15 protein-coding genes are annotated in these 16,815 nt (G+C 61.1%); 4 read left to right on the top strand and 11 right to left on the bottom strand.

What is annotated here, in order from left to right:
- Nucleotides 1–37: 37 nt before the first annotated feature.
- Nucleotides 38–1,687, bottom strand: a complete 1,650-nt coding sequence (gene ettA / locus ACSQ2W_RS14820; RefSeq protein ID WP_436086932.1) for an energy-dependent translational throttle protein EttA — start codon at nucleotides 1,685–1,687, stop codon at nucleotides 38–40.
- Between the two features lie 93 nt (nucleotides 1,688–1,780).
- Nucleotides 1,781–2,521: a ribonuclease T2 gene (locus ACSQ2W_RS14815; protein WP_436086931.1), complete on the bottom strand. Its 741-nt coding sequence runs from the start codon at nucleotides 2,519–2,521 to the stop codon at nucleotides 1,781–1,783.
- 209 nt (nucleotides 2,522–2,730) lie between these two features.
- Here ACSQ2W_RS14815 and ACSQ2W_RS14810 point away from each other — a divergent pair, with 209 nt between their 5' ends.
- Nucleotides 2,731–3,681 carry an alpha/beta fold hydrolase gene (locus tag ACSQ2W_RS14810; protein WP_436086930.1) on the top strand — a complete coding sequence of 317 codons (951 nt, stop codon included), beginning with the start codon at nucleotides 2,731–2,733 and terminating at the stop codon, nucleotides 3,679–3,681.
- Between the two features lie 158 nt (nucleotides 3,682–3,839).
- Nucleotides 3,840–5,486: a thiamine pyrophosphate-binding protein gene (locus ACSQ2W_RS14805; protein WP_436086929.1), complete on the top strand. Its 1,647-nt coding sequence runs from the start codon at nucleotides 3,840–3,842 to the stop codon at nucleotides 5,484–5,486.
- A 55-nt stretch (nucleotides 5,487–5,541) separates the two neighbouring features.
- Here ACSQ2W_RS14805 and ACSQ2W_RS14800 read toward each other — a convergent pair whose 3' ends face one another.
- Nucleotides 5,542–5,880: a TIGR01244 family sulfur transferase gene (locus ACSQ2W_RS14800; RefSeq protein WP_436086928.1), complete on the bottom strand. Its 339-nt coding sequence runs from the start codon at nucleotides 5,878–5,880 to the stop codon at nucleotides 5,542–5,544.
- Between the two features lie 75 nt (nucleotides 5,881–5,955).
- A complete protein-coding gene (locus ACSQ2W_RS14795) occupies nucleotides 5,956–6,810 on the bottom strand; it encodes a DUF4432 family protein (RefSeq protein WP_436086927.1) in 855 nt (284 codons plus the stop codon).
- Between the two features lie 217 nt (nucleotides 6,811–7,027).
- Between ACSQ2W_RS14795 and ACSQ2W_RS14790 the strand changes: the two genes are divergently transcribed.
- Nucleotides 7,028–8,395: a L,D-transpeptidase family protein gene (locus tag ACSQ2W_RS14790; RefSeq protein ID WP_436086926.1), complete on the top strand. Its 1,368-nt coding sequence runs from the start codon at nucleotides 7,028–7,030 to the stop codon at nucleotides 8,393–8,395.
- Nucleotides 8,396–8,749: 354 nt separating this feature from the next.
- A complete protein-coding gene (locus ACSQ2W_RS14785; protein ID WP_436086925.1) occupies nucleotides 8,750–10,039 on the top strand; it encodes an NAD(P)/FAD-dependent oxidoreductase in 1,290 nt (429 codons plus the stop codon).
- A 61-nt stretch (nucleotides 10,040–10,100) separates the two neighbouring features.
- Here the strand turns inward: ACSQ2W_RS14785 and ACSQ2W_RS14780 are convergent, their stop codons facing one another.
- From ACSQ2W_RS14780 to ACSQ2W_RS14750, 7 genes are all read right to left on the bottom strand, one after another.
- Entirely contained in the window at nucleotides 10,101–10,793 is a 693-nt protein-coding gene (locus ACSQ2W_RS14780) for an AAA family ATPase (RefSeq protein WP_436086924.1), read from the bottom strand.
- A gap of 108 nt (nucleotides 10,794–10,901) precedes the next feature.
- Nucleotides 10,902–11,741, bottom strand: a complete 840-nt coding sequence (locus tag ACSQ2W_RS14775; protein WP_436086923.1) for an AAA family ATPase — start codon at nucleotides 11,739–11,741, stop codon at nucleotides 10,902–10,904.
- 205 nt (nucleotides 11,742–11,946) lie between these two features.
- A complete protein-coding gene (locus ACSQ2W_RS14770; RefSeq protein WP_436086922.1) occupies nucleotides 11,947–13,092 on the bottom strand; it encodes an iron-containing alcohol dehydrogenase in 1,146 nt (381 codons plus the stop codon).
- A 3-nt stretch (nucleotides 13,093–13,095) separates the two neighbouring features.
- Nucleotides 13,096–14,475 carry an aldehyde dehydrogenase family protein gene (locus ACSQ2W_RS14765; RefSeq protein ID WP_436086921.1) on the bottom strand — a complete coding sequence of 460 codons (1,380 nt, stop codon included), beginning with the start codon at nucleotides 14,473–14,475 and terminating at the stop codon, nucleotides 13,096–13,098.
- A gap of 17 nt (nucleotides 14,476–14,492) precedes the next feature.
- Nucleotides 14,493–14,909, bottom strand: coding sequence for a type II toxin-antitoxin system VapC family toxin (locus tag ACSQ2W_RS14760; protein ID WP_436086920.1), 417 nt, complete (start codon nucleotides 14,907–14,909; stop codon nucleotides 14,493–14,495).
- Nucleotides 14,902–15,339, bottom strand: coding sequence for a helix-turn-helix domain-containing protein (locus ACSQ2W_RS14755; protein WP_436086919.1), 438 nt, complete (start codon nucleotides 15,337–15,339; stop codon nucleotides 14,902–14,904). Before ACSQ2W_RS14755 ends, ACSQ2W_RS14760 begins: the two co-directional genes overlap by 8 nt.
- Nucleotides 15,340–15,429: 90 nt before the next feature.
- Nucleotides 15,430–16,800: a glutamine synthetase family protein gene (locus tag ACSQ2W_RS14750; RefSeq protein ID WP_436086918.1), complete on the bottom strand. Its 1,371-nt coding sequence runs from the start codon at nucleotides 16,798–16,800 to the stop codon at nucleotides 15,430–15,432.
- Nucleotides 16,801–16,815 lie beyond the last annotated feature (15 nt).

The following is a 16,815-nucleotide window of genomic DNA, read 5'->3' as shown; positions in this document are numbered from 1 at the left end:
ACTACGAGGCGCCCGAGAGGGTCCTCGCGGCCGGCCCTCAGCGCGTCAGACGCTTGTAGCTGACGCGGCTCGGATTGACTGATTCCGGGCCGAGGCGGCGGATTTTGTCCTTCTCGTAATCCTCGAAGTTGCCCTCGAACCATTCGACATGGCTGTCCCCTTCGAAGGCAAGGATATGCGTGGCAAGACGGTCGAGGAACATGCGGTCGTGGCTGATGATCACGGCGCAGCCGGCGAAGTTTTCGAGCGCGATTTCCAGCGCCGCCAGAGTTTCGGTGTCGAGGTCGTTGGTCGGTTCGTCGAGCAGGAGCACGTTGCCGCCGGCCTTCAGCATCTTGGCAAGGTGGACGCGGTTGCGCTGACCGCCGGAGAGGTTGCCGACCTTCTGCTGCTGGTCGGTGCCCTTGAAGTTGAAGGCGCCGCAATAGGCGCGCGAGTTCATTTCGAGCTTGCCGAGCTTGATGACTTCGGCGCCGCCGGAAATTTCTTCCCAGACGGTCTTGTTGCCATCAAGCGCATCGCGGCTCTGGTCGACATAGCCAAGCTTCACCGAATCGCCGACCCGGAAGCTGCCACTGTCCGGCTTCTCCTGACCGGTGATCATCCGAAACAGGGTCGTCTTGCCGGCGCCGTTCGGTCCGATGACACCGACAATGCCACCCGGCGGCAACTTGATCGACAGGTCGTCGATCAGTACGCGATCGCCGTAACCCTTGGTGATGTTCTCGGCCTCGATGACGACCTGACCAAGACGTTCGCCGATCGGAATGATGATCTGCGCATCGCCGAGACGCATTTTATCAGCGGCATCGACCAGTTCGTCATAGGCCTTGATACGCGCCTTCGACTTGGCCTGACGTGCCTTCGGGCTGGAAGCGATCCATTCCTGCTCGCGGCTGATCGCCTTGCGGCGGGAGGCGTCCTCGCGGTTTTCCTGCTCCATGCGCTTGGCCTTGGCGAGCAGGTAGGCCGAATAGTTGCCCTCATAGGGAATGCTGCGACCGCGATCGAGTTCGAGGATCCAGCCCGTCACGTTGTCGAGGAAGTAGCGGTCGTGGGTGATCATCATCACGGCGCCCGGATACTGGCGCAGATGGTTTTCCAGCCAGCCGATGGTTTCGGCGTCGAGATGGTTGGTCGGTTCGTCGAGCAGAAGCAGGTCGGGCTTGGAGAGCAAAAGCTTGCAGAGCGCGATACGACGGCGCTCACCGCCCGAAAGGCTCGTCACGTCGGCATCGCCGGGCGGGCAGCGCAGCGCGTCCATCGCCATCTCGACCTGGTTTTCCAGATCCCACAGGTTCTGGCCATCGATGATGTCCTGAAGGCGCGCGCCCTCGTCCGCCGTCTCGTCGGAATAGTTCATCATCAGTTCGTTGTAGCGCTCGATGATGGCTGTCTTGTCGGCCACGCCTTCCATGACGTTTTCCATCGCCGTCTTGGTTGGGTCGAGCTGCGGCTCCTGTGCCAGGTAACCGACGGTCGCACCTTCGGCGACCCAGGCTTCACCGGTATATTCCTTGTCAAGGCCGGCCATGATGCGCAGCACGGTTGACTTGCCGGCGCCGTTCGGGCCGAGGATACCGATCTTGGCGTCCGGGTAAAACGACAGATTGACATTCTCCAGCACCTTCTTGGTGCCGTAGGACTTATTCAGCCCCGACATATGATAGATGAATTGACGTGCCATAAAGAGACTGCTCCGACGGGAATGGGATTTTGCCCGCTATGTAGGCGAATTATCCCGACGGAGCAATGAAGAAACCGGCTTTAACTCAGCCATTCACTCAATGCCGGCGGCGTCAACGATCCCTCTGCTGCATTTGAAATCGGTATCTCCGGCGGCAAGGATCAGCGGCGACAGGCGAGCGCCGGCGGAGACATCGCCCGAAAGCCCGATCGTCAACCCCGTGATGACGCTACGCTCACCCGCCTTCTGGCAACGCATCCGCACCCGGTCGCCGGCCCCCTTTCCAAAACTCGTGTCGAACGCCTGCTTGATCTCGCCCTCCGTCACCTCTTGTCCGAGGCGACCGGCGAACAGGCTTCGCACCGCCGAGCCATTGAGTTCGTCGAGAAGACGCAGCTGGACGGCAAAATAGTCCTGCGCCGTGCCGCCCTGGCAGGTGCCGCTACGCAGCCATTGATGCCGGTCGAGACCCGACTGGGTTCCCGGCATGGCGATCAGCAGCTTCGCCGCCGTTTCTTCGGCCATCGCCAGTTGCGGCAGTTCCAGCCAGTCGCCCTTCTTGTCACGCGCGCGAACATCCGCGGCGACGCCACAGTAACTCTTCTTCACCGGCCAGAGACCATGCAGGGAAAAATGCGTCGCATCGTAGCGTTCGGCGGTCTGGCCAACGCATTCCTTCCGCTTTGGTCGCGTCTCACAAAATCCCGGCTGCCAGCTGACGGCGAGAATATATTCGGTCTTTCCTTTCGGTGCCGCCGCCTCTTCGTCGGCAAGCGCCGGAGACGCAGCCACCGCTGCCAGCAGGACAAGACCCAAACGGCGTAGAAATGGCATAAAGATATTCCCTTGCATGAATGCCCCTCCTGAAATTAGAACAAAACATGATCAATTAGAGACTAAAACGGGAAAAATGCAACCTGAAATCGTTGCCGGACCAATATTTCCTGACCTGATGCGAAACGAGCACCAAGCGGAGATTGCCTTTCGGCAACAAATCAAGTTGATAGCAGGGACGTGCTGGAACTTCGCCTGGGAGGGTTGGCGTGTTTGCCAAGGTCGAAACGTTGCAAAGCCCGAGCGGAGCTGCGCTCGTCTGGCGCCGCCAGCCGGCTGCTCGCCCGGAAAGAGGCATACTGATCGTCAGCCACGGCCTAGCCGAACATTCCGCCCGCTACACCCGTTTCGCCGAGTTTATGGCCGGCCACGGCTTTCACGTCTATGCGCATGATCATCGCGGACATGGCGCAACCAAGGCCATTGATGCGCCGCTTGGCCGGTATGCGCACCGGCAAGGCGCAGACAAGGTGCTGTGCGACGTCAGGACAATGCGCGATATGGCAGCCGCCGACCACCCCGGCCTTCCCGTTATCCTGTTCGGTCATTCCATGGGCGGGCTGATCGCGCTCAACGCCGCAGAGAGCGATCCGGGGCTCTATGATGGGTTGGCGGTGTGGAACTCGAACTTCAATCCGGGCCTTGCCGGACGTGCCGCACAGGTCATTCTCGCCGCCGAAAAGATGCTGAAGGGCTCGGACGTGCCGAGCCGCCTTCTACCGAAACTGACCTTCGACGCCTGGGGCCGGTCCATCAAGGACCGCAAGACCGATTTCGACTGGCTGTCGCATGATGCCTTTGAGGTTCAGAAATATGTGGACGATCCTCTCTGCGGCTTCGATGCCAGCGTCTCGCTGTGGATCGACCTGTTTGACCTGACATTCCTGGGCGCGCGGCGCGATCGATTGCGACGCCTCCCCCCCAACCTGCCAATCCATCTCGTCGGTGGCGGCGAGGATCCGGCCACCAACGGTGCCCGGGAAATCAAGTGGCTGGCCAGGCACATGCAAGCGGCGGGACTGAAACGCGTGACGACGGTCGTCTATCCGGCGATGCGTCACGAAACGCTGAATGAAACGGAACGCGACAGCGCCATGCGGGATTTTGCCGGCTGGTGCCTCACTGTTGTCGAACGGCGACATAACGATGGCATGGCATGAACAATATTTCTTGCGAAGTCGGCAATCGGCACGATGATCATCGCGTCCGGCCCCTATATCATCTGGCGCGAACGCCGGATCAACAACAGCGCCAGTGTGGCGCCGATGTCGCCTGCAATCTGACAAAATAGTTTTCACAGGCTTTGGGAGGAGCGGACATGAAGACAGGCGGGGAGTTGATCGTAGAGGCGTTGAGGGCGAACGGCGTCAAGCGGATCTCCTGCGTGCCGGGAGAGAGCTACCTCGCGGTGCTCGACGCCCTTTATGACACCGACATCGACGTCGTGGTCTGCCGTCAGGAGGGCGGCGCGGCGATGATGGCGGATGCCTGGGGCCGCCTCACGGGCGAACCCGGCATCTGCATGGTGACCCGCGGTCCGGGTGCGATGAACGCGTCGGCCGGCCTGCATATCTCCCGCCAGGATTCGATCCCGATGATCCTGTTCATCGGCCAGGTGCAGCGCGATGCCCGCGAGCGCGAGGCCTTTCAGGAAATCGAGTATCGCCGTGCCTTTACCGAAATCGCCAAATGGGTCGGCGAGATCGATGACGCAGCCCGCATTCCGGAATTCGTCACCCGCGCTTTCTCGGTCGCAACCTCCGGCCGCCCCGGTCCGGTGGTGCTGACCTTGCCGGAGGATATGCTGACCGAGAGGACGGAGGCTCAAGCGGCCAAACCCTATCAACCGGTTGAAAGCCATCCCGGCCCCGGGCAGATCAAGGCGCTCGAAAGCCTGCTGGCAAAAGCCGAGCGGCCGATCGCCATTCTCGGCGGCACCCGCTGGAGCGAGCAAGCCATCCGGCAGTTCCAGGCCTTCGCCGAGCGGTTCGATCTGCCGGTCGGCTGCTCCTTCCGCCGCCAGATGCTGTTTGACCATCTGCATCCGAACTATGCCGGAGACGTCGGCATCGGCATCAATCCGGCACTCGCCAAGGAAATCCGTGAGTCGGATCTTGTGCTCCTGATCGGCGGCCGCTTCTCCGAAATGCCCTCCTCGGGCTACACGCTGCTTGATGTGCCCTACCCGCGCCAGACGCTGGTGCATGTGCATCCCGATCCCGGCGAACTCGGCCGTGTCTACCGCCCGGATCTGGCAATTGCGGCGGCGCCCGCCGATTTAACAGCTGCCTTGGACGACTTGAAGCCCGCCGTTCCGCCGCTGTGGCGCGATCGCACCGCAGCGATGCACCAAGCCTATCTGACCTGGTCCACCCCACCGGAAACCGGCCCCGGCGATGTGCAGATGGGGCCTATCATCCAGTACATCGAGGCGAATTCGGCCGAGGATACGATCTTCACCAACGGCGCGGGAAACTATGCGACCTGGCTGCACCGCTTCCACCGCTTCCGCCGCTTCAACACCCAGGCGGCTCCAACATCGGGTTCGATGGGTTACGGCCTGCCTGCGGCTGTTGCTGCAAAACATCTCTTTCCTGAACGCGAGGTGATCTGCTTTGCCGGTGACGGCTGCTTCCTGATGCACGGACAGGAATTCGCGACCGCCGTGCGCTACAACCTGCCGATCATCACGCTGGTCATCAACAACGGCATCTACGGCACGATCCGAATGCATCAGGAGCGGGAATATCCCGGCCGGGTGAGTGGAACCGATCTCACCAATCCGGATTTTGCAGCCTACGCACGCACCTTTGGCGGCCATGGCGAACGCGTGGAAAAGACGGGGGAGTTTGCCGGGGCGTTCGAGCGGGCGCGGCAAAGCGGCAAACCGTCGATCATCGAGATCAGGCTCGATCCGGAGGCGATCACGCCAACGCGGACGTTGAGCCAGATCAGGAACGGTTAGGCTTCAGGAGGGCGCGAACGGCGCGCTCAAAAAAGCGCGCCGTTCGTAAAAACTCTCAGCCGCGAATGTGCTGGGTTTGCTGATACACATTGGTCGAGCGAGCGCCGGAGCGGCAATAGCCGAGCATCGGCCGTTCGAACGTATCCAGCGCATCGACCATGTCACGCACGGCATCCGCCGTCACGCCCATCGGGCCGACGGGAATATGGGTGATGTCGAGGCCGAGTTCCTTGGCACGGGCGGCGATGGCATCGAACTGCGGCTGGTCCGGCTGCTCGAAGTCCGGGCGGTGGCAGACGATGGACTTGAATCCCATCGCCTTGATCGCATCGAGGTCTTCGACGGAAATCTGTCCGGTGACCGAATATTCATCGTTGATCTGGCGAATGTCCATGGGAAAACCTTCCTGAAAACGGTGTCCGCATTGATGTAGGACCAGCGGCGCAAGGCGTCAATCGGAAAGCCGGTTTCAGCGGATCTGGAACGCCAGTGTATAATCCACCGTTTCTCCCGGTGCGAGCATCGGCATCTCCCCCGCAGCAGCAAGATCGGTCCGTTTGGCAATCCGGTGGGACACCGGTTCGATGCTGATGACGTCGGCCGGGCCGCGCTGGCATCGCCACATCTGGAGGAACGGCAGGGTTGCCGTCGAAAACCGGACGATCAGCGTGCGGCCGGACAACGCCTCGAACGGACCAAGGCTCACCTGCGCCCAGCCGTCTATGGCCGTTGGCGCGGCCGGCAGACAGAAGTGCGCGCTTTCGCCATCGCCGAACCGCCATGGCCATCGGTCGTCGCCGAACATCGTCCCGGCAATATATGTTTCGTCGCCAAGCATCCGGCCGCCGATGTTCACATGATACATCAGCATCGGGGCGAACGGTTTGGCGCCCGTATTGGTAACCCGGTCCGACAGCAGAACCTGTGATTCATCCGTGCTGATCGCCCAGCGCCGCGACACCAGCGCCGTCCCGCCATTGGCAAGCGGAACCTCGGTTTCGGCACGACAGCGGGGCGGCTCGTCCGGCGCGGACATCTCGGTCCGCCGCACCGGCGTGCCGCAAAGCGAACCATGCAACGGAAACCTCCGCCCGTCCTTAAAACCCTCCACCGGTTCCGGATGGCGGATATGGTCCGGGCCGCAGGTGAAAAGGAAGCCCCGCAGCGCATGGTCGATGCGCTGGTCGCCGTCCGAGGGGATCGCCGTGCCCGGCGAAATATCGACGCCGTCGACGACGAAGGCGCCGATATCCAGCGCCGACCGGCGGTCGAGCAGGATCTGGAATTCGCCTTCCCCGTCCCGGCCGAACATCGTGCGCGGCATCAAACATCTCCCCCCTGAGCGTGAGTCGGTGAGAACCGCCGACAATCAGCCCGAGAAATCTAAATCAAAGAAAGCGCCAAATCTGCCGCTTGCAACGCGCAACCCACCGAATTAAATGGATTTTAGGGAACTGTTCACGATGAATTCAGTTTATTCATATTACCGTCCCATTTGATTTGTAGGCCCCGAACACAACCGCCAGATTAAAGGTTTCATCGTGACGTTCGTTTCCAGAGCCGGAATAGCCCTCCTCGCTGCCGCCAACGTGCTCGCGCTTGCCTCTGGGGCAATGGCGCAGGACAGCTTCGGCCGTTTGCCGGCCGATGCGGTTCTGGTTACGCCCCAGGGCGAAATTCTCGATTACCTGCCCGAATCGGGCGACGTGCAGATGATGCGTGACCGCCGCGGCCGCACCGTTCTGGTCGATTCCTGGGGCAATGTGGTGGCGACCGTGATGGGCAGTGGCAGACAGCGTAACGAAATACGCCGCCGCGAGACGAGCCATGACGACTACGCCGATCAGGGCTTCGGGTTTTTCGGAGAGGGATATCCCGAACAAGGCTTCTCAGAGCCTGGCGCCGTGACCGGCTCCGTCCCAGATTACCGCGATGCGACGCCGCCAAGTGTCGAGCGCCAGGAACTGCCGGACGAGTATTCGGCGCTCCCGGACGAAAACGACATGGAAGCCCTACCGCGGGAGGAACGCCAGACCCTGCCTCCCGCCGCGCAGATCACCAAGAAATCCAGCGCCGAAATCACCGCCCTGCAAGTGTTTCTCGATCGCGAAGGATTTTCTCCGGGCGTAATCGACGGCAGGAGCGGCTCGAACGTAACCAAGGCGATCGAGGCCTGGCAGCAGGCGACCGGCGAGACGCTCGACCCGAACAACACCGATGACATCATGGAACGGCTGCGCTTCTCCGGCGGGCTGCCAATCACTAGCTATACGATCACGGCTGCGGATGCCGCCGGCCCCTATGTCGCCTCCATTCCGGAAGACTACGCCCACAAGGCTGCCCTGCCGCATCTGTCCTTCACCTCGACGACGGAAATGCTCGGCGAAAAGTTCCATATGGACGAAGCCTATCTGCGGGAGCTGAATCCCGGCGCCGATTTCACTATCCCCGGCACGATCATCAAGGTGATCAACCCCGGTGACATGAAGAAGGGCAAGGTTTCCCGCATCGTCGCCGACAAATACCGCAAGCAGGTCTTCGCCTATGATGAGGCCGGCACGCTGATCGCCGCATATCCAGCGACGATCGGTTCGTCCGATACGCCATCGCCCTCCGGCACGGTTCAGGTCGATCGTATCGCATTCAATCCGGGCTATACCTACAATCCGAAGATTAACTTCAAGCAGGGTGAGAACGACAAGATATTGACCTTGCAGCCCGGCCCGAACGGCCCCGTCGGCACGGTCTGGATCGCCCTGTCGAAACCGACCTATGGCATTCACGGCACACCGGAACCGTCAAAGATCGGCAAGACCCAGAGCCATGGCTGCGTGCGCCTGACCAACTGGGACGCAACCGAACTCGCCAAGATCGTCAGTGTCGGAACCACCGTCGAATTCCTCGACTAAAAAAATGCGCGACATCCCCCATTTGGGGGAGTGAGGACGCAAAAAAACTGTTAAAAATGAGGGGTGCCGAGGGCTGAGGGTCATACCGCAGCGCGCTTGGCGCTTTCAGCACCAAGACATTCACCGGGAGTAGCCGTGCGCCCGGCCAGGGCAGTATTGGGCACACATTCGGAAGATGGAAATCGGGGCCGCGGTGCATAGCTTGGAAGCACCGCGGCCCCAACTGTCTCAGGGCTTCTCCCCACAGCCCTTCGCTTCATGACCTCATCATGTTTTGTCATTAAAAAACATTGCAGCAATGCTCTATCTGTCGGAAGAAAGTAAATTCAATTCCGACAGACGAGGAATGCCGTAATGGCCGCCGAACGCTCCCTTCCCAACCTCTGGCATGCCACGGCGCCCGCGGCTCCGGAAACCCAGCCGCTTGCAAGCGATATCACCGTCGATGTCGCGGTGATCGGCGGCGGCTTCACCGGTCTTTCGGCGGCCCTGCACCTCGCCGAAAGGGGCGTGAAGGTCGCCGTCGCAGAGGCGAAGATGATTGGCTTCGGCGGTTCCGGCCGCAATGTCGGCCTCGTCAATGCCGGCATGTGGACGAAGCCCGATGATCTCATCGCGACGCTTGGCGTTGATGCCGGCAAGCGTCTGCTGACCGAACTCGGTGACGGACCGTCCGTCGTCTACGACCTGGTCGCCAAGCACGATATCCAATGCGAGGCCGTGCGTAACGGCACGCTGCACATGGCCGTTGGCGCCGAGGGCCTGACGGAACTCAGGGATCGGGAAGCACAATGGAAGAAATTGGGCGCTCCCGTCGAGGTGTTGTCCGCCGAGCGCGCCAAAGCGCTGACCGGCGCTGAAGGGTTCGCCGGCGCCCTGCTCGACCGGCGCGCCGGTACGATCCAGCCGCTCGCCTATGCCCGCGGCCTTGCCCGCGCAGCCCTCGCAGCCGGTGCTGAAATCTACACGGAAACGCCGCTTCTGTCCGCCGAACGCAAGGGCGATGTCTGGAAGTTGGCCGTGCCGGGTGGCTCGATCACGGCGAAAAGCGTGATCCTTGCCACCAATGCCTATGGCAAGCTCATCGAGCGCGCGCCCTGGTCGGCGCATACGGAAGAACTGACCATCCTGCCCTTTTTCCAGTTCGCGACCCAGCCGCTCAGCGACAACATCGCCCGCAGCATCCTGCCGGAGCGCCAGGGCTGCTGGGACACCGGCCTGGTCATGACGTCGTTCCGCATGGACCAGCAGAACCGGATGATCTTCGGCAGCATCGGCCGGCTGGACGCCGTTGCGAAGGGAACGCACCGGGCTTTCGTCAAGCGGTCGCTGCGCAAACTTTTCCCGATGATCGACGATGTCCGGCTCGAATACTGGTGGGACGGCCGCATCGGCATGACCACCAACCACCTGCCGCAGATGCATGTGATGGCGCCGAACGTCTTTTCGATCAGCGGTTATAACGGTCGCGGCATCGCGCCGGGCACGGTCTTCGGCCGGGCGCTAGCCAATCACGTGACTGGGGAGCCGAACGCCCTGCCGATTGCCGAAACGCCGCTGACGCCCGATCCATGGCGCGGCATCAAATCGGCGTTCTATCACGCCGGCGCACAGGCCAAGCACTTCATCGACCGCCGCTTTTGAAATCTGAACGTGAAAGGCGCGTGGGTCGCTCCGCACGGCTTTTTCATTTGCAGTCGTACAATCAGGCCGCCCGGCGGACCGGGTTGAACGACCGAAGCGGAACGAGCTTGCGCACTTCCTCGCCGAAGGCGCGGGCGTTTTCGCAGGCCTTGTCGAGATTGCTGACCTTACCCGGGTCCATCGCTTGCAGCGTGCCGCCACAGTCGAAGATGTCGCGGAAGGCGGCGCGTTCGATGATCGGCGTATTGAGCACCGGAACGGAACGCTCGGCCAGCAGCTGCTTCACCACCTGCAGGGCCCGTGTCGTTACCAGCGAGTTGACGCGCGTCAGGACGACGGAATGATTGATCCGGATGCCAGCCTTTTCTTGCAGCTGACAGAGCAATTCAAGCACCTGGGCGCCGCCTTTGGCATCCATCGCACAGCCCTGGATCGGGATCATCACATGGTCGGACAGACCGATCGCGGTGGCCATCAGCGTGTTGCGGGCGCCGGCGAGGTCGATGACGAAATAGTCGGTCCTGGCCCTGTTTTCGCGAATATGCGTCTGGAGCGACGCCATCGTCACATTCGAAATGACCTCGATGTTCGCGACCTTTCCCGAAATCTCATGCCAGTGGGAGATCCAGTGCTGGGGATCGGCATCGAGAATGGTGACGCGTGCGCCGTTGCGTGCGAGTTCCGTCGCGAGGATAAGCGCGGCAGTCGTCTTGCCCGCGCCGCCCTTGGTATTTGCAAATGTGATGACTGGCATTGCTGTCCCTGTCTGAAAAAGCGTCCGAGCCCCGGCATGGCTCTCCGTAAAGCGCAAGATCGATCGCGCTCCGGTTAATCAAACCTTTCAGATCGTGGTTAAGAAAATCTAAACACGCCCCTCGTTAGAATTGACGATGCCGGCCGAAGGAGGCATCGCGTCGCGCTCGAAGGACAGAGCCGCGCGCGCCACCGGCGAATGATCGGCAAGGCCTTCTGATTGAGGGATGCGGTCCGGCGCGTTGTAGTGGATACGCGCAAGGGAACCGCTCGATTGCAGATGCGGCCCTCCGCTGATCAGGTGCAGGACCTCCGTCGCCAGCCCTTGCATGTTTCGCCAAGCCTTGGCGAGATTGCTGACCTTTGTTTCGTCGATCGTATAGAGCGTGCCGCCATGTTCAAACATGTCGCGATAAACGCTACGCTCGATGATGGGGGTGTCGAGCAATACCACGTTGCGCTCGGCGAGCAACGCCTTGACGCTTCGGATGGCGCGCGTGGTGACGAACGAGCTGACGCGGGTCAGGACCACGGCATGATTGATGCGGCTATGCGCATTGTTTGCCACCTGTCCGATGATATCGAGCACGTGCGCGGCGCCCTGTGCATCCATGGCGCAGCCCTGCACAGGAATGAGCACCAAGTCGGAAAGACCGGCAGCCAAGGCGATCAGCGCGTCGCGCGCTCCAGACAGGTCGATGATGACATGGCTTGCCTGGCCGCTTTGGGCTCGCAGATTGGCACCGAGATTGGCGAAGGTCACACCGGTCACGGCGGCTATTCCGTCGACCACACCGGACAACCCGTGCCACTTGGCTGCGAACGCCAGAGGGTCGCAATCGAAAATGACAACCTTGCCGCCCGCTTGCGCAAACTCCATGGCCAGAAGCAATGCCACCGTCGTCTTGCCGGCTCCCCCCTTGGCATTCGCGATTGAAATTACTGCCATCTCACTTCCACCGGCACGCTCAACTGCCATCGCCACGCCCTTCATGGAAGGGCGTTCATTGCCTTACAGCCTTGCAAATCAGGGTTAACGAACGGCAAACAATCATTAGCCGGAAAACAAAAAACGGAGCGACCGCCGGGATCGCTCCGTTCAAATGATGATTGCAGATCAGGACGCCCTTTGAAAAAAGGCGACACGTCTCCGGTCAGATGCACTCTTTGAAGAGCTGCTTGGCAGCCTCAAGGGTGAGCTCGACCGGGTTGCCGCCTGCTGTCGGATCGACGATCGCCATTGCAGCCATTTCGTCGATCCGATCCGTGCCGACGCCAAGCGCCGACAGCTGGTCCGGCACGCCCAGTTCTTCGCGCAGCTTCAGGACGTAGTCATAGAAGCCGTCGAAGCCGCCGGAAATACCGAGATAGGCGGCAGCCATGCCGATCTTGTCCTCGATGGCCGGGCGGTTGAAGCGCAGCACCGGCGGCATGACGACAGCATTGGTCATGCCGTGGTGGGTGTTGTAGATCGCGCCAACCGGATGCGACAGCGAATGGATCGCGCCGAGCCCCTTCTGGAAGGCGACGGCGCCCATGGCTGCTGCGCTCATCATATGGGCGCGGGCCTCGATATCCGTCCCGTCCTTATAGGCGCGCGGCAAATATTCCTTGACCAGCCGCAGGCCTTCAAGCGCGATACCGGCCGACATCGGATGATAGAACGGCGAGGAATAGGCTTCAAGGCAATGGGCAAACGCATCCATGCCGGTGCCGGCGGTGATGACCTTCGGCATGCCGACCGTCAGTTCCGGGTCGCAGATCGTCACTGCCGGCAGGAACTTCGGATGGAAGATGACCTTCTTCGTATGCGTCTCTGAATTGGTGATGACGGAAGCGCGGCCGACTTCGGAGCCGGTACCGGCCGTCGTCGGCACGGCGATGATCGGGGCGATGCCCTCGACGCTGGCGCGCGTCCACCAGTCGCCGATATCCTCGAAATCCCAGACCGGCCGCTTCTGCCCGGCCATGAAGGCGACGCACTTGCCGAGATCGAGGCCGGAGCCGCCGCCGAAGGCGATCACGCCGTCATGGCCGCCGTCCTTGAAGGCCTTGACGCCGGCCGCGAGGTTGACGTCGGTCGGGTTGGAATCGACATCGCTGAAAAGAGCCCGGCCGAGACCGGCGGCATCGAGGATATCGAGTGCGTTCTGGGTGATCGGCATCGGCGCGAGGCCGCGATCGGTGATCAACAAAGGCTTCTTGATACCGAGTGCCTTGCAATGATCGGCAAGTTCCTTGATCCGCCCCGCCCCGAACTTGATGGCGGTCGGATAGCTCCAGTTGGCTGTGATGGTCATCGCTTAGGCTTTCTTCAGATGATAGGATTTCGGGCGGGTCAGGTTCTGGAAACCGATGACGGAAAGCGAGCCGCCGCGGCCCGTTTCCTTGACGCCGGTCCAGCAGAGCGCCGGATCGAGATAATCGGCGCGGTTCATGAAGACGGTGCCGGTTTCGAGGTCGTTGCCGATCCGGGCCGCGCGTTCGGCATCCTTCGTCCACAGCGACACGGTAAGCCCGTACTTGCAGTCATTCATCAAAGCCAGTGCTTCTTCGTCGGTCTTCACCTTCATGATGCCGACGACCGGGCCGAAGCTTTCTTCCGTCATCACCTTCATGGAGTGATCGACATCGACAAGCACCTGCGGCGCAAGATAGGCACCGCCATCGTCCTGCGGAAACAGCTTCGGATCGACCAGCGCCCTGGCGCCCTTGGCAATCGCTTCGGCCGTCTGTGCGCGGACTTCTGCGGCAAAGCGCTTATGCGCCATCGGGCCGAGCGTGGTTTCCTGCTCGAGCGGATTGCCGAGCGTGTAGGCGGAGGCGAAGGCTACGGCCTTTTCGACGAAGGCGTCGTAGAGGTTCTCATTCACATAAATGCGCTCGATGCCGCAGCAGCACTGCCCGGAATTGAACATCGCGCCATCCATGAGCGTGTCGACGGCCGCATCGAGATCGGCGTCTTCCATCACATAGCCCGGATCCTTGCCGCCGAGTTCGAGGCCGAGACCCGTGAAGGTACCGGCCGCTGCCCGCTCGATCGAACGGCCGCCCTCGACGGAGCCGGTGAAATTGACGAAATCGAAGCTCTTGGCGGCAATCAGCGCAGAGGTCGTCTGGTGGTCGAGGAAGATGTTCTGGAATGCATCCTCCGGAACACCGGCCTCGACAAAAGCACGCACCATGCGCTCGCCGACGAGAATCGTCTGGCTCGCATGCTTGAGGATGACGGCATTGCCCGCCATCAGCGCCGGCGCGACCGTATTGATCGCCGTCATGTAGGGATAGTTCCAGGGAGCGATGACGAAAACGACGCCATGGGCGACACGCTCGATGCGGCGCTCGAAGCTGGCGCTGTCCTCGACGATGATCGGCGCGAGCGCATCGGCTGCGATGGCCGCCACGTAGTTCGAACGCTCGTTGAATCCGCGGAACTCACCGCCGTAGCGCACCGGCCGCCCCATCTGCCAGGCGAGTTCAGGCACGACCTCGTCAACCATCTCGTTGAGCCGTGCGACACCGGCAAGCACGAGCTTGACCCGATCTTCGACCGGCCGTTTCGCCCAGCTCTTCTGAGCCGCCCGCGCGCGGGCGACCGCAGCCGCAGCGGTGGCCGTGTCGACAGCCGGGCGTTCCGCGTAAACCTCCCCGTTCACCGGGGAAATACATTGGATCATACTCATAGTTCGACTCCAAAGGCTCAGCAAGCGAGCGTTCTAACGTGTCCGGCCGCGCCGTATTCAAGAACGGCCCGGTCGCGTGTGATTATGGTGAGATCGTGCTCACGCGCGGTGGCGATGAGTATCCGATCCATAGGATCCCGGTGCAGTGGCTCGGGAAGGTAAGCGGCGCCGATCAAGACAGCGGGTGTCGCAGCATGGACCACTATATCGCCGGCCGTCACGAAATCCTCAAACCATGGCAGCGCATCTTTCGTGGCCGATAGCCTGCCGCGCGATATCAGCATTCCAATTTCCCAGGCGGACATGGCTGACACACAGAGCGTACCGCCGTTGATCGACAACGCCCTAAATGCATCCATTGATGCCTGCGACATCCATTTCTTATTTGCCATCCAGATAATCGCGCAGGTATCGAGCAGAAGTCCCTCACTCATTATAAAGTTTGTCGCTCCACTCAACGTCGATCGGCGCCGTCAAATCCAGATCGTCCGGTATGGTCATTGTTCCCGCCATGCAGCCGAAAGCAGGATGCACGGGCAATGAGTGAGCGTCCCCACTGGCCGTATCACGCCGCGCGGCCTTGGCTAAAGCACCCCTTCCATTTGTTCTTGCCGTGTCATGGACATACCCTTCCTGCTTGCTCTCAGCAAAACCCGTCAACTCGCCACGCCTGCGGGCCGCGACCTCCAAGAGGCTGGCGCCAAGATAGTCAGCGATCAGGTCCTGCTCTTCCGCGCTCATCTTTCGTTGTCCCTTCAGCATTCGCGATACAGCGCTCCGGTCAACGCCGAGAAAACGGGCCAGGTCACTAGCTGACGCGCCTTTCTCGATGAGCTTCTGATTGAACCATGCGCTGTCGATCATCTGCACCCTTCGAATACCACAACAAGACTGCAGCAATAATCGCAAGGACGCAGAAAAAAAGCAACAACCTTCACAATTGTTGCGATAAAATCACGCCCGCTCGAACCCGCGGGCAACCTCCCAATCGGTCACGCGGCGATCATATTCCTCCTGCTCCCATTCGGCGGCGCGGGTGTAATGCTCGATGACGTCCTCGCCGAAGGCGTCAAGTAACATCTTCGAGGAGTTCATGGCCCGCGTCGCATCGCGCAGCGTGCCCGGGATTTCGCGGATATTCTTGCCGCCATAAGCGTCGCCGACGAACGGGGCTTCCAGTTCCAGCTTGCCCTCGATGCCGGCAATGCCGGCGGCGATCAGGGCTGCCATCGCGAGGTAGGGGTTGAGATCGGAGCCGCCGACGCGGCATTCGATGCGAATTGCCTTGGTGCCCTCGCCGCAGAGCCGGTAGCCGGCGGTGCGGTTGTCCTTGCTCCAGACGGCCTTGGTCGGTGCGAAGGTTCCGGCCATGAAGCGCTTGTAGGAGTTGATGTACGGCGCGAGGAAATAGGTGATCTCGCTCGCATGCGTCAGAAGGCCGGCGACGTAATGGCGCATCGTGTCCGACATGCCGTATTTCGCTTCCTTGTCGAAGAATTGCGACGTCTTGCCGTCAAGGCTCCAGAGCGACTGATGGATATGCGACGACGAGCCGGCGGCATGGTAGTTCCACTTGGCGAGAAAGGTGATCGCCTTGCCGCGCGACCAGGCGATTTCCTTGCAGCCGTTCTTGATGATCACGTGGCGGTCGGCCATGGTCAGCGCATCGGCATAGCGGACGTTGATTTCCTCCTGGCCGGCGGACGCTTCGCCCTTGGAATTTTCAACCGGAATGCCGGCACCCTGCAGGCCGTTGCGGATCGCCCGCATCACATCTTCTTCCTTGGTCGTCTGGAAGATGTGGTAGTCCTCATTATAGCCGCTGACGAGCTTCAGGTCGCGGTAGCCACTTTCGCGCGCGTCGTCATAGCTCTGGTCAAACAGGAAGAATTCGAGTTCGGTCGCCATGTAGGCTTTAAGGCCCATGGCCTCCAGGCGAGCGATTTGGCGCTTGAGGATGGCGCGCGGCGAATGCGGCACTTCCTTGTGGGTGTGATGGTCGAGCATGTCGCAGAGAACCAGCGCGGTGCCTTCAAGCCATGGAATGCGGCGAAGCGTCGAAAGGTCCGGCTTCATCGTATAGTCGCCGTAGCCCGCTTCCCAACTGGTCGACTTGTAGCCGGAAACGGTTTCCATCTCCATGTCGGTCGCCAGCAGGTAGTTGCAGCTATGGGTCTCTTCCCAGGCGCTATCAACAAAGAACTGCGCATGGAAACGCTTGCCCATCAGGCGTCCCTGCATGTCGACCTGGCAGGCCAGAACCGTATCGATGCGGCCTTCGGCGACATCTTGTTTTAATTCCTCAAACGAATAGCTCGCGCTCATATCAATATCCAGTGT

The sequence above is a fragment of the Pararhizobium sp. LjRoot255 genome (assembly GCF_964252905.1).
In the GTDB taxonomy this organism is placed as follows: Bacteria; Pseudomonadota; Alphaproteobacteria; order Rhizobiales; family Rhizobiaceae; genus Pararhizobium.
Note: the sequence above shows the minus strand (reverse complement) of the source record. Positions and strands in the feature narration are given on the sequence as shown.

Excerpts from the sequence above, each read along its gene's own strand:
- ettA (WP_436086932.1), bottom strand. The coding sequence starts at position 1,687 with ATGGCACGTCAATTCATCTATCATATGTCGGGGCTGAATAAGTCCTAC.
- ACSQ2W_RS14815 (WP_436086931.1), bottom strand. The coding sequence starts at position 2,521 with ATGCCATTTCTACGCCGTTTGGGTCTTGTCCTGCTGGCAGCGGTGGCT.
- ACSQ2W_RS14805 (WP_436086929.1), top strand. The coding sequence starts at position 3,840 with ATGAAGACAGGCGGGGAGTTGATCGTAGAGGCGTTGAGGGCGAACGGC.
- ACSQ2W_RS14800 (WP_436086928.1), bottom strand. The coding sequence starts at position 5,880 with ATGGACATTCGCCAGATCAACGATGAATATTCGGTCACCGGACAGATT.
- ACSQ2W_RS14795 (WP_436086927.1), bottom strand. The coding sequence starts at position 6,810 with ATGCCGCGCACGATGTTCGGCCGGGACGGGGAAGGCGAATTCCAGATC.
- ACSQ2W_RS14785 (WP_436086925.1), top strand. The coding sequence starts at position 8,750 with ATGGCCGCCGAACGCTCCCTTCCCAACCTCTGGCATGCCACGGCGCCC.
- ACSQ2W_RS14780 (WP_436086924.1), bottom strand. The coding sequence starts at position 10,793 with ATGCCAGTCATCACATTTGCAAATACCAAGGGCGGCGCGGGCAAGACG.
- ACSQ2W_RS14775 (WP_436086923.1), bottom strand. The coding sequence starts at position 11,741 with ATGGCAGTAATTTCAATCGCGAATGCCAAGGGGGGAGCCGGCAAGACG.
- ACSQ2W_RS14770 (WP_436086922.1), bottom strand. The coding sequence starts at position 13,092 with ATGACCATCACAGCCAACTGGAGCTATCCGACCGCCATCAAGTTCGGG.
- ACSQ2W_RS14765 (WP_436086921.1), bottom strand. The coding sequence starts at position 14,475 with ATGAGTATGATCCAATGTATTTCCCCGGTGAACGGGGAGGTTTACGCG.
- ACSQ2W_RS14760 (WP_436086920.1), bottom strand. The coding sequence starts at position 14,909 with ATGAGTGAGGGACTTCTGCTCGATACCTGCGCGATTATCTGGATGGCA.
- ACSQ2W_RS14755 (WP_436086919.1), bottom strand. The coding sequence starts at position 15,339 with ATGATCGACAGCGCATGGTTCAATCAGAAGCTCATCGAGAAAGGCGCG.
- ACSQ2W_RS14750 (WP_436086918.1), bottom strand. The coding sequence starts at position 16,800 with ATGAGCGCGAGCTATTCGTTTGAGGAATTAAAACAAGATGTCGCCGAA.